16 protein-coding genes and 1 pseudogene are annotated in these 11,128 nt (G+C 39.8%); all 17 read left to right on the plus strand.

Translation table 11 applies throughout. The annotated features are described in order from the left end of the window. Positions 1 to 1,514: pseudogene (locus tag LM917_RS23970) on the plus strand (hypothetical protein); the annotation flags it as partial. Positions 1,515 to 1,516: 2 nt separating this feature from the next. Next, positions 1,517 to 2,698 carry a fibronectin type III domain-containing protein gene (locus tag LM917_RS23975; protein WP_232700217.1) on the plus strand — a complete coding sequence of 394 codons (1,182 nt, stop codon included), beginning with the start codon at positions 1,517 to 1,519 and terminating at the stop codon, positions 2,696 to 2,698. Continuing rightward, positions 2,695 to 2,841, plus strand: coding sequence for a hypothetical protein (locus LM917_RS23980; protein ID WP_232700218.1), 147 nt, complete (start codon positions 2,695 to 2,697; stop codon positions 2,839 to 2,841). The genes LM917_RS23975 and LM917_RS23980 overlap by 4 nt, the downstream gene beginning before the upstream one ends. Then, a complete protein-coding gene (locus LM917_RS23985; RefSeq protein WP_232700219.1) occupies positions 2,838 to 3,290 on the plus strand; it encodes a hypothetical protein in 453 nt (150 codons plus the stop codon). Before LM917_RS23980 ends, LM917_RS23985 begins: the two co-directional genes overlap by 4 nt. Next, positions 3,290 to 3,568: a hypothetical protein gene (locus LM917_RS23990; RefSeq protein WP_232700220.1), complete on the plus strand. Its 279-nt coding sequence runs from the start codon at positions 3,290 to 3,292 to the stop codon at positions 3,566 to 3,568. Before LM917_RS23985 ends, LM917_RS23990 begins: the two co-directional genes overlap by 1 nt. A gap of 195 nt (positions 3,569 to 3,763) precedes the next feature. After that, positions 3,764 to 3,907 carry a hypothetical protein gene (locus tag LM917_RS23995; protein ID WP_232700221.1) on the plus strand — a complete coding sequence of 48 codons (144 nt, stop codon included), beginning with the start codon at positions 3,764 to 3,766 and terminating at the stop codon, positions 3,905 to 3,907. A gap of 1 nt (position 3,908) precedes the next feature. Next, on the plus strand, positions 3,909 to 4,304 hold the full coding sequence (locus LM917_RS24000; protein WP_232700222.1) for a hypothetical protein: 396 nt from the start codon (positions 3,909 to 3,911) through the stop codon (positions 4,302 to 4,304). 13 nt (positions 4,305 to 4,317) lie between these two features. After that, entirely contained in the window at positions 4,318 to 4,686 is a 369-nt protein-coding gene (locus LM917_RS24005) for a hypothetical protein (RefSeq protein ID WP_232700223.1), read from the plus strand. 6 nt (positions 4,687 to 4,692) lie between these two features. After that, positions 4,693 to 5,394, plus strand: coding sequence for an ATPase (locus LM917_RS24010; protein ID WP_232700224.1), 702 nt, complete (start codon positions 4,693 to 4,695; stop codon positions 5,392 to 5,394). Beyond that, on the plus strand, positions 5,391 to 5,729 hold the full coding sequence (locus LM917_RS24015) for a hypothetical protein (RefSeq protein WP_232700225.1): 339 nt from the start codon (positions 5,391 to 5,393) through the stop codon (positions 5,727 to 5,729). The genes LM917_RS24010 and LM917_RS24015 overlap by 4 nt, the downstream gene beginning before the upstream one ends. Positions 5,730 to 6,989: 1,260 nt before the next feature. Continuing rightward, positions 6,990 to 8,264, plus strand: coding sequence for a replication initiation factor domain-containing protein (locus LM917_RS24020; RefSeq protein ID WP_232700226.1), 1,275 nt, complete (start codon positions 6,990 to 6,992; stop codon positions 8,262 to 8,264). A gap of 171 nt (positions 8,265 to 8,435) precedes the next feature. Continuing rightward, positions 8,436 to 8,645, plus strand: a complete 210-nt coding sequence (locus LM917_RS24025; RefSeq protein ID WP_232700227.1) for a hypothetical protein — start codon at positions 8,436 to 8,438, stop codon at positions 8,643 to 8,645. Between the two features lie 373 nt (positions 8,646 to 9,018). Continuing rightward, a complete protein-coding gene (locus tag LM917_RS24030; protein WP_232700228.1) occupies positions 9,019 to 9,282 on the plus strand; it encodes a hypothetical protein in 264 nt (87 codons plus the stop codon). A gap of 149 nt (positions 9,283 to 9,431) precedes the next feature. Further along, a complete protein-coding gene (locus LM917_RS24035) occupies positions 9,432 to 9,767 on the plus strand; it encodes a hypothetical protein (RefSeq protein ID WP_232700229.1) in 336 nt (111 codons plus the stop codon). Positions 9,768 to 9,998: 231 nt separating this feature from the next. Beyond that, positions 9,999 to 10,160: a PTS ascorbate transporter subunit IIC gene (locus tag LM917_RS24040; RefSeq protein WP_232700230.1), complete on the plus strand. Its 162-nt coding sequence runs from the start codon at positions 9,999 to 10,001 to the stop codon at positions 10,158 to 10,160. Next, positions 10,157 to 10,861, plus strand: coding sequence for a hypothetical protein (locus LM917_RS24045; protein ID WP_232700231.1), 705 nt, complete (start codon positions 10,157 to 10,159; stop codon positions 10,859 to 10,861). The genes LM917_RS24040 and LM917_RS24045 overlap by 4 nt, the downstream gene beginning before the upstream one ends. A 34-nt stretch (positions 10,862 to 10,895) precedes the next feature. Next, complete coding sequence (locus tag LM917_RS24050) at positions 10,896 to 11,102, plus strand: hypothetical protein (RefSeq protein ID WP_232700232.1); 207 nt, start codon at positions 10,896 to 10,898, stop codon at positions 11,100 to 11,102. Positions 11,103 to 11,128 lie beyond the last annotated feature (26 nt).

Consider the following 11,128-nt stretch of genomic DNA (forward strand, 5'->3'; position numbering starts at 1 on the left):
GGTTTTGGGTGTTCTTGTTTTTGTTCATGCTGCCTTGTTCGTTAGTGGTAGCCAATACGATCAAGGAGGAAAAAGGTGCATTCTGTAACTATAGAACGCCTTCCGGAGAAACGAGTTGCTTTGGTAAATATGAGTTATCGAAAAAATATGAGTTTGAAACAGTAGCCGTATCTGGAAAAGGTGACGGATTCATACGGGCAGGAGTTTCGAAAGACTTGGGGGGCAGGGTTGTAACTGAGTATGTTGATATTCCTTTCAATTTAGGAGGTGGATCGTCTACAGTTATCAATTTACCTGATAAAACGACATATATCGGTCTATGGCGAGCCTTTAAAGGTCCTAATGATCCTGTTTTAAGAATTCCCTATGCTACAACAACAAAGCCAGATGCACAGATAATAAAGTATTTAGACCCACCACCACCGCCAGTTATAGAGATACCAGGAGAGTACACGCCAGAACAAGGGTGGAGTAATGTCCAATTACCTGAAAAACCAAGTAAACCAGATCCCGAAATACCAGGGGGCGGCAATAGTGGAGATGGTGATGGTTCTGGAGAAAACGGAAGTGGGAGAGTAGATTCTAAGATTTCATATAAGCCTGACCCTGACGATGTTTACGAAATGAAATATTCTGGATTTCCGAAAAATACATCCTACTACAAGCTGCATTTCGAAGATCATACAGGTACATATGAATCAGAAGCTTATAACAAGAAGCCTACAGGCGTTCACTATCTTACCTGCAACGGTACCTATCAATTACGTTTTTATGATTCTTCTGGAAACGTTATCGCTAAAACGGACGAGGTTCGAACAACCGATATACAAAACCCATCGTGTAGTAGCTTTTCTGGAGACCCGACTGGGGGAGATGACGAAAACGGGGGAGATGGTGGTGGAATGTGCGGGGAAATGTGCGACTTTCTAGCTTGCCCTGGTTGGGAAGATATTGCTGATCTAATCGGTGAAGCTGTTGCGGACAATCTACCACCACCGCCAGATTGGGAGGAAGTTGCAGAGATATTTGCAGACGAATTCGTACCAAGGCTTGGAGATGAAATGTACTATCAATTCGATAAATTGCTAGGCAGACCTGATAGACCAGATAAACTTGATCGACCTGATCGACCTAGTTTTGACGGTGGTCCTGATCCTATCTTGCCAGAAGCTAAAGATTCAGTAACGAATGTTAAGCATTACGACTTTAATAACATTCCAAGCGTACAGGTAAACCCTGATAGAACGGGCGGTATTGACTTAAAACAATCTGACCCTATCGACAAAATACCTCATACATCAGATAGCTATAAGCCGAAGCCAGGGCAAGAGAAAGGCGGGATTTTGCCAAAACCACGACAAGACCCGGTTCCTGTCCCGGAAGATGGATTTTCAAGCCCTAAACCACCGCCGGAACCCGCACCGAAGCCGGAGACAGAAACAAATATTCCAATTCCAGAAAAAGAGTTCGGAATACCAAAACCAGAAATGCCAATGCCAGGAAAGGGGGATTGACTATGAGGAATTGGTTTTTATTCTTCTTTGTTTTTTTAATAGTGTTTACTTTAAATCCAACCAATTCGTATGCACAAATACAATTAACAAATGATAGTAACCATAAACAGGGGAGCCCAGTGCATGTTAAAAAAGGTATAGGTTATGAATTTTATTATATGGCAGCAACCATTTATGAATTTTCAAAACCTGTTGTTATTAGTGAAATCGCTTTTACTCAAACAGGGAAAACTTATGGTGGTATGAAACTTATTGTGTACTCTACCGATGGTAAACAGATTTTTTATGGAAAACCTGAAGATTTCAAAGATAATACTTCTGAAGTAAAAAAAATAGAGTTAAAGAATGTTTTACAAAATCGAGAATATGTTGTTTTTTTTAGTGCTTATGGTTATGAAGTTTCGACACCAACAGATACAGTGATTACTTCTTTTACAACACATCATGATTCTATTGATTTACGGTTTTCTGCAACTAATGCAGAAAAAATATTTGTTTACCTCGATGGTGAACAAAAGATAGGACTTTCAGGTAGTGAAAATAAGTACCTCATACAGGGACTTAGCCCAAATACAACTTATAAAGTTTGGATAGTAGCTGAAAACACTTGGGGTCGAACTGAAAGTGAAATAAAAACTATTACTACATCAAAAAAGCTAGAAAGCATAAAAAATCTCAAGGTTACTGACAAAGGTAAAAACTTTGTTTCTCTCACCTGGGACGAATTAAAAGGTATTAATAAATATTTGGTGAGATATGATGTGATCTCTAAAGATGGCGTTGCTTCAACCCAAAAAGAATTAGAAGTAATTAAACCGTCTGTAACTCTATCTAACTTGTCACCTGGAGACCGTGTACAGATAACCGTATACGCTTTTGATCTTAGCGTTGGGTGGTACGGTGAAATGAATACTTCTGTTACCCTTCCGACATACGATCCACTACCACCACCACCACAAGAATTAGGACCACCGAAAGTAAGTGACTTGTTTGGCAGCGTATGGTCTTTTGCATCAAATTTTTGGACATGGTTTTTAATCGGTTCCAGTTTATTGCTAGTCCCTTACTTCTTCCAGGTCGCTCGTTCTTCATCAAAGCAGCCGGATGCAAGCGACTCACAGCGTAGAGCTGTAAGAATGCAGCAAAGAAATATACGTATGCAAACCAGGGACGGTGATAAGTGATGGATGAGGTATTCCTGGAGTCTTTTGAATACGCAATGATCTTAGCAGTTCCAATTACACTACTTACTGTGGCAGCGTTAGCAGATGAACTGATTTTGTTAGTAAGAAGATCAGTAATTCCTTACGTGAGAAAAAGACGATGATAGCTGATTTTGCAGAGTATCTATTCGACTTTTTAGCAGATTTTTTCGACAAGGGAATGAGCTTCCTTGCGGATGCCTTTTCGGGGCTGTTCACAGCGATAAAAACGCTGTTAGTTACACTGTTTAAGCCTTTGTTTATCTTGATTGCTACGATCTTTTATTTCTTGTACAAGCTAGGTTTGTTGATCGTAGCAGTGTTTAACTTCCTTTACTCCCTTGTAGTGTTACTTATCAGCGTTGTAAAAGGGTTATTTACTAGCTTGATCGGACTTAGCTACAACGGAGCCAGGGCAAATTTACCGAGCAGATACCAGGAAGTAGCTGACAACATGCAGCCTGCGTTTGAGCTGCTACAACTGAACAAGATAAGTGTGTTGTGTCTATGGGCCATATGGATACTCGTTGCAATTGCAATCGTCAATATCATCGGTGCTAGGGGGTCGGATTGATGTTTGATACGCCTTTTAAGAATCTAATTGACCAGATATTCGACTTTCCTACCGGCATGATCGACCAGGCAGCACAACGCATATCCAGTGCGAGTTCGGTGATCGGGCAAGGGATAGATGTAAGCAGTTGGCTTGCTCCTATTTCACTCCTGGGAGAAAGCTGGGTTCGAGTGGTCAATTCGCTTCTGGCAGGGGTAACGTTCGTTATGATTGTTTGGATATCTAAGAAGCTATTCAACGTGTATCTGAACGCTAAGAATGGGGTGAAGTGGTGGTAAGCATATATGCGGTGGGGGCTATAGACCCTAACGGAGAACTTTTCAAAAAAATAATTGAGCTACAAGTAAATCATCCGTGGATTACTGTTTTATCTGTAGTCATATTGTTAGCTATTTTATTTGTAAGGTTTGCATTGTACTGGTACCATAGATGATTTTTTGTGAAATTAGTTAAGAAGGTAAGGAGTGTTTAATTTGAATACATCAGCAGTCTTTCAATACTTTTTCGCCATAGGTTCAGGAGTGGCAGCAGGGGTTTCAATGATACTTGCTGTGTGTTGGATGGTTTACTCTTTTGTAACGAAAAAACGAGTAAATAAGAAGAAAGGGGCGCACTAAGATGTTTTCATTTTTACGAAGAAATGAAGAAACAGAAGATGAACCAATACTAGTTCGTGATCGTGTTGTCCTTTTTGACGATGAAAAACGAACTTGTGAGATATACCAGGTCGAAGCGATCAACGAAGAACGGATAAGGGCAGGGGAGAAATCAATTCCTTTAGCAGATCTGGAACTACGATTGAGCAGCCAGGGAAGAGTGTTTGTTATGAATGCACCTACAAGAATAATGGAAGCGACTGAAAACCTTGCAAGAGTAGAGATGAACACGATTATTCGGCAAATTGCACAGTACAAAAAGCCGGAAGATTTGCTCGCAACGAAAGGGATTGACTTCATGAAAATAGGGCTTCTTGTCGCCCTGGTTATTACAACATTTATTGCAGTATCGAAGTAGGGGAGGGGAGAGCATGGCACAACAGGCACATGATAATGCACATGCACTGCAAAGCGTAATCAATGACACACTGTTTCCAACGGTGCAGAACATAGCAGATGTAAAACAAGTTCTGGACTTTATGAAACCTGTCACGCAGCCGTTGCGTGAGGAACAGGTGAGAGCGATTTTATATTTGGAACAGTTAGGTAATAACAAGCTTTTACACCCGAACGAAAACCCTTATAAACCGATGATTGATGCAATTAAGAAGTTTCGCCAAGATGTGGCAGATCCTGAATTCTACCTTGACGCAATCGAGGCACTTGTTCCAAAACCACCGAAGCCAATACTTTTGAAAGATGATGGCAAATATACGAAACTACAGCAGTCGAAAGGGTGATAAGAAATGCACTTTATGGGCATTCAAGGTTATTTAGGAGCCGGAAAGACAACAGCAGCGTCTACACTCGCTCACCTTTTCCGCAATAAGGTTATAGCGAAAGGACATGACGTTGAAATTTTTAGCAACTATGGGTTAAGGGGTTCAAAACGCATGAATAAGCCGGATGACTGGCTTTCTGTTGCCCAGGCACACGGTTCTATTATTGTGTGGGATGAATCCCAGGAGCAATTTGACGGTCGGGAGTTTTCCTCAGGAGAAAGAGCTTTCAGCACAAGGTTATTGAACTACGGCAGAAAGATGGCTACCGTTCAAATTTTTATTGCCCCGAATTACTCCGACTTAGATACCAGGCTACGTAGGTTGACTGAAGTACTGGTAAATGTGTCAGAGGTTGGCAACAAGGGAATACGTTTAGAATTTTTTGATTACACAGCAGGAAACAAACAAAATAACCTGGGGAGATTTCTTCATCAGCAATTCATTCCTGCCAGGAAGGTAAAACAAATACATAATCTCAACCTTTTCAATACATTTCGACTAGTTTCCGGCTTTCCAATGCCAAAAACGCCCAGGGCGCAAGATGAGTTTATGAAAAGGCTCGAAGAGGTTCATAATGCAAAACTGCGTGAGTTAGGTCTGCCTGTTGATGATGATTACTCTCTTGATTTCGATATAAGCGACATAACCGAGGGGGAAACGGCATGATTTCAACGATTTACAAGGCAGGAAGAGAAGTAAATGACCCCAGGCAACTACTGTATCACTATCCTTCTCTCTCGGCTCAACGCTATGCACAGTTGGTAGCAGACTTCCATCATGACGAGAAATTGCGTATGGCTGAACGTCTAGCGAGGGGTTTCGGGGGAATCCTGGTTCCTTCCTCATGCGTTCACTGGCGAATCAAGAAGGAAATACCCGAGGAACGCAAGGTAAAGATAGGTTATGAGGTATATATTGCTTTAAAACAAGAGGAAATGACCGAGAGAACACAAGAAAAATACACGTCTTACCTGGAAGAACTTCGGGCAAAAGGAGCGTGAAAGGGTGAAAACAGCGTCTAAATATGTTGACTTAGCGATTAGCTACATAGAGAAGGGGAACTCTAAGGCTGCGCTTGAGTATATGAAAGAAGCACAAAAGAGATTGAAAGGTAGAACGGGTGCTTACTTATCATCCAGGAGACATTGAAATAAAATAAAACATCTTTGAGGTGTTTACAAAACATCTAAAAGATGTTATTTTTGTATCAGAAAGAGGTGATAAGAAATGAAAGATCAAAACAGTAGATTAGCAATCCCGTTTCCGAAAGGAATCAAAAAAAACTCACTCAAATGTCAGATGAGACAGGTATTTCACAGACTCAACTGGTTTTACTTGCAACGAATAGTCTCCTGGCGAACTACCAGGAAAAAGGCTCGTTTATCTTTGTTGATTTGCTCAATCCAGACCACAAAAAGTAGGTGAATAAGTATGCAAGAGACTATACAAGAAATCGTTTTATTTTTGCTTGTTGGGCTTTCTTTTTACCTGTTTTTCGTTTTGATTCCAAATGTGGTTAGAAAATTGGAAGAGCTTGAGAAAGGAGAATAACTGTTGGGTTGGGAAAAGACAATGTATTGCTATCGTTGTAAGAGAGAAACGGAATGGAAACGTGGTAGAACTGATATAAGAAAACTGTGCTGCCAGTCTTGTGGTACTTACGAGTTTAAGAATAAAGAGTTGCGAGATGAAAAATTATTGCTTGACTTGAAAGATTGATAGATTCCCGGAAAGTGTGGTAAAGTTTAGGAAAATGAAGAACGGAAAAATAAATAGAGCCACAGGTCGAAACCGGAATCCCCATCCCTTTTCGACTCTGAACACCGAGTGAGGTCGGTGAACAGGTTTACTGTAGCCCTGATCAAGCCTTGTTATCAAATTTTGATATACACATTTTACTCGAAATGTATGTATATATCAACCGTCCAAGGCTCAAAATGGCTATTTTTAAGACCTTTCACCCAAAAAAACGGTGAGAGGTCTTTTTAATTTTCCAGAAAGGAGCGAAAGAAAATCTATGTTGAGGTGCGAGAGGGTCGCAAAGCGCACGGATCGTGCATAAGAGGGCTTTGCCCTCGGAGAACATTGAACAAGAACCAGGGTTAAAATCTAAACCTAGAACATGGGTTCTATCGTTCGATGAAAACAAAAAGTTGATCATGCCCTATTAGCCAAATTGATCAAGGGTTTGTCGATGGCGAAAACATTAAACGAGAGAAAATAAAAAGATGGTTGGGGTATCTTTTAGGGAGAGGGTTTGTATGTCACTTGATGATCGTAAAAAGATGGTTCAAAACGAAACGCCCCACAGCACTAACAGTGGGGCAGTAAATACCGATCATGATGAGATGAGGGCGCTTGTAGACTGGGTTCAGGGCACTTTGAAGACTTCCCAAAATGTGTGGGATGTAATCAAAATAATGGGCTTAAATCCAGAAGATTTTACAGAGATTCCGACAGGTTACAGATCGTGGAAAAAGCAATTGCGTTTGGGTTCAATGCAATTATATTACGAGTCAACTTCTGAGCCTGGAATACATATTATTTTACCTGGACAAGCTTGCAGGGAATTTGAGGTACTTTCATCTTTAGATTGGGTTGAACTTTTTAGACGTTTTATTACAGACGCTTTTACTTTTTCACGCCTGGATCTTGCTGTAGATGACTTTGGAGTACGGACAAAAAGAACTGATAGAAAACTAAAATCTCATTTTTCTGTAGGGTCACTGATTAAAAGAGCTGAACAGGGGCTTTGTCGTTCTAAATTTGAATTTGCTCGATCTATTGGAAAAATAAAACTTGATAGTGGAGATTATCAAGGGAAAACCATATATTTCGGGTCTGAAAAATCAAGAATACAGGTCCGTATCTATGAGAAACATTGGGAGAGAACAAACAAAGGCTTTAAGTTAGAAGAAGGCGTAGAAGTTTGGAATCGTACGGAGATACAAATGAGAAAAGAGCGTGCAAAAGAAGCAGCACGTTTAATTGCTCATGGAGAAAAGCCTGTCGGGGAAATCGTAACAGGTGTTATAAAAAACTACGTGAATTTTGTAGATCGTGATGAAAATGATTCGAACAAGGCTCGTTGGAAGGTATCCAGATTTTGGAACAAATTTTTAGGTGATGTTGAAAAGCTAAGACTTACAAACGTAGCACCTGACAAGACTATTGAAAAATTGGTGAGATGGGTTGGTCATCAGGTTCAACCTTCTTTGTCCCTGATTTGGATGGCGAATGATGGGAAATTGGATTGGTTAATCCAGTTGCTTGAAGATGGAGTAGATCGTTTGAAAGAAAAAGATATTGAGATGCTAGAAAGAACGAAAGAAGCATACCAAAAGAGCGTAGAAAAGCGTGAACAGGCGAAGCGTTTGGAAGTTTTGAAAGGTGCAAAAGGGAAATTTAGTAGTGATAGCAACGCTGTTTCGTTCCGTTCTGCTTCGGAAATGGAAGAAGATACCAAATTTTTAAAAAAGTATGTAGAAAATAAAAATGCCCGATTTGCTTTAGAGAGCGCATCAGGCGACAAGTAAAATAACCACCCTTATTATACTACGAATAGATATAAGGCTAAACCCTATGAAAAGCCCTAGTATAAGAATAAATAAAATTACGGGCAAATGTACACTTAATACAAAAAAGGGCTACAAAGGAAGCTAGGGGCGTTTAAAACCTGATTCATCCAGTGAAAGGGGGTGATGAAGTTGAACGATATAGCTTGGGCATACTTTAAGCAACTTGAGAAGAAATTAAAATCTAGCAGTAAGTTGCTTGAGGAAACGATAGCATTAAAAGAAAAGAGAGCCTACGAGGGTAACACAATCTATCAATATCGCGCATTATTTAAGTGTCAGAAGACATTTAAACTGCGGATAGTTTGGATAGATCACCTTGGTCGGGTTGTTAACCTGTAGACTCTCACAGAACATTCTATTTCATTTTTGGAGATATAAGCAACCTGATACCAAATTTATGTATTTTTGTCGAATGACAACAATTTGGAAAATGTCGGGTAAAAAAAGCTTGTTCTTTAGTCCAAAAGTAGTTATTTTAATATTAGGACTTACGAAATAGGAACATTAGTTCTACTTTTAAATATTAAAATGACCAGGAAGGCTCCTACCCCAGTCCTGGTCGATAGGCTGCAAACTAAAATGCGCTCAGTTTGCAGCCTGTAATTCAATATGCAATAAACTTTGTATTCATGTCAATTACAAGGTTTAGTTTTTGTTGTAAAAAAATGGGGGCGCTTATAGCGTCCCTTTTATATTTTAGGAGGAAAGAACTATGAAAAAACCCTTTATTATTCCAACAGACAGACCAGTATTACAAAAAGTGATCAATAAGAAATCTGTAAAACTACCTAATAATTACCAAATTAATGTTTCTCGTGAAAGAATTTCACATTGCGGAAGATCAATTTTTAGAGAATTTGACGAAACACAAATTGTCCTTGAAATTGTTGATCCATATCACAAAGTAACAAAGAGACTACCGATCCCTGCCAGTTTTGCGAAAGATGTTGCGGAACTAATAAACACAAAAAAATAGTGGGCGCGCGGGTAAAAGAAATAGATTATTACATAATCTTTAAACTACTGCACCGTGTATCGTGATTGATTATTTATTTTTCCAGAAATGTATTGACAGATATTTTAGCCTTTCGTACTTTAGGCGTGCCTGAAAAGGAGTGATAGGTAGTGGATGAAGGAAGCAGCGTAGCAACTGATCCGGTTGAACAACCAGGGGAAACAGAGGAAATTCCTCAGGAAGATTTCAATAGTGGTGGTGGAAGTAGTGGTGATGATGTAGGAAGCGACTACGTGGAGCCTGATTGGAACAAAGTTTCTGATACATTCGCAAACAAATTCCAATCCAAGCAAGCGACATTTGAGGTCGTACACTTTGATTCTTATGATCTGCGAATTGAAAAGTCGGCTACCACTGGTGATCTACTAGTAACCTTTTCAATACTGGCAGCCATTTCTGTTTTCTTGTTGAAATGGGTATTCCAGATCATTTGGAGGAGAAGATAATGGACGGTTTCGATATTGCTAAAGATTACGCTGTGGCTGCCACTGTTCCGACTCTGATCGTTGCTTTCGGTTTCTTCTTGAAAAGGGTACTGATTTCTTGGAGGAATCACCTATGATTAGGGATTTATTGATCTATCTACTCGCTAATGACGGTGTTTTAAAAGCAGGAACCACTTTTATAGTGTGCTGCGCTATTATTTTCACTTTGCTTTATTACTGGAGGTCTCCAGGATGAATTTTTCAAGTTTGATAGATTGGTCGTTTTTTTGGAATGTATTCAATAATTTTCTATTCTCTCTTTCTCCTTTTGCATTAATCGTTGTGGCTGCCATTGGTGTTGGACTTGTTATCAGGGTACTCATATCAGCGATAGCAGGAGCAGTTAAGAAATGATGAAAAGGATTGTCCTTTTACTTTTGTGCTTTCTTTCTCTTTCATCTGTTGCTTTTGCTCAACCCATGGTTGATATTGTAACGAATTTTATTAACTCTTCTGATGGCCGTTATAACTGGAGTGGTGCAGAAAAGAATTTTGTTAAAGATAAATCAGGAGAAAATTTATGGGTAGATGTGGCACACCTTGAGGGTGGGCGACTAAAAATACAGGTTGTTGCTCCACAATGGGGTGATGCGTTGTGGAAACTCATCGTCACTAATACTTCTGTTCCTGAAGATAAGTTCCTGGTTAAACTCTATGTCGGTGCATCAAATGTGACTGAAGAGTATTACGAGTTGAATCCAGGTCAGTCTAAAGAACTTAATCCGAAAAGCATAGGTAAGGGAGTCCGAGTCATTAAAGTTGAAAATGCTAACATTCAACCTGACCCTGATCCAGAACCCGAAACACCTACAGAACCTAAACCAAAGCCACAACCTGAAAAGCCAGGTGATACACCCTTGTATAACGTTTTTGATGTAGTCCCTATAAGCGAATTTTGGGGCTATCTCATGTCAATTCTTTCGATAGGTATGCCTTTCTTCTTGATTTTTGCAGTCATTGCTATTCTTGGTTGGATTCTTCCAATGTTCTCAGATGCTTTTCAAGAAGCTACGAGGAAAAGGGATGACGAAGACGATGACGATGATGACTGGTAAAAATATATAACATAACGAAAAGGTGGAATTTTATATGAATTCTGTAATTGAACATGCAGCAGCACTAGATTTAAAAGCACCGGCAGATTCCGGATTGCCGACTGCAGCCGATGTATTGTCTTCTGCGTGGTCATTCGCATCAAATTTTTGGCCATTCGTTTTGCTAGGTCTTGCAATCCTTTTGACTCCTGCGCTTTTCTCTGTAGCGAGAGCAGCACTGGCAAAAAGAAAATCTAGCTAAAAGGTGCTATCATAGCACCTTTTTTT

Origin of the sequence: Brevibacillus daliensis (assembly GCF_021245735.1) — a bacterium.
Classification (GTDB): domain Bacteria; phylum Bacillota; class Bacilli; order Brevibacillales; family Brevibacillaceae; genus Brevibacillus_B; species Brevibacillus_B daliensis.

Bases quoted from the DNA above. Each gene is read 5' to 3' on its own strand.
- LM917_RS24050 (WP_232700232.1), top strand. From the start codon at position 10,896: ATGAATTCTGTAATTGAACATGCAGCAGCACTAGATTTAAAAGCACCG.
- LM917_RS23985 (WP_232700219.1), top strand. From the start codon at position 2,838: ATGATAGCTGATTTTGCAGAGTATCTATTCGACTTTTTAGCAGATTTT.
- LM917_RS24000 (WP_232700222.1), top strand. From the start codon at position 3,909: ATGTTTTCATTTTTACGAAGAAATGAAGAAACAGAAGATGAACCAATA.
- LM917_RS24010 (WP_232700224.1), top strand. From the start codon at position 4,693: ATGCACTTTATGGGCATTCAAGGTTATTTAGGAGCCGGAAAGACAACA.
- LM917_RS24015 (WP_232700225.1), top strand. From the start codon at position 5,391: ATGATTTCAACGATTTACAAGGCAGGAAGAGAAGTAAATGACCCCAGG.
- LM917_RS24005 (WP_232700223.1), top strand. From the start codon at position 4,318: ATGGCACAACAGGCACATGATAATGCACATGCACTGCAAAGCGTAATC.
- LM917_RS23975 (WP_232700217.1), top strand. From the start codon at position 1,517: ATGAGGAATTGGTTTTTATTCTTCTTTGTTTTTTTAATAGTGTTTACT.
- LM917_RS24030 (WP_232700228.1), top strand. From the start codon at position 9,019: ATGAAAAAACCCTTTATTATTCCAACAGACAGACCAGTATTACAAAAA.
- LM917_RS24045 (WP_232700231.1), top strand. From the start codon at position 10,157: ATGATGAAAAGGATTGTCCTTTTACTTTTGTGCTTTCTTTCTCTTTCA.
- LM917_RS24020 (WP_232700226.1), top strand. From the start codon at position 6,990: ATGTCACTTGATGATCGTAAAAAGATGGTTCAAAACGAAACGCCCCAC.
- LM917_RS23990 (WP_232700220.1), top strand. From the start codon at position 3,290: ATGTTTGATACGCCTTTTAAGAATCTAATTGACCAGATATTCGACTTT.
- LM917_RS24040 (WP_232700230.1), top strand. From the start codon at position 9,999: ATGAATTTTTCAAGTTTGATAGATTGGTCGTTTTTTTGGAATGTATTC.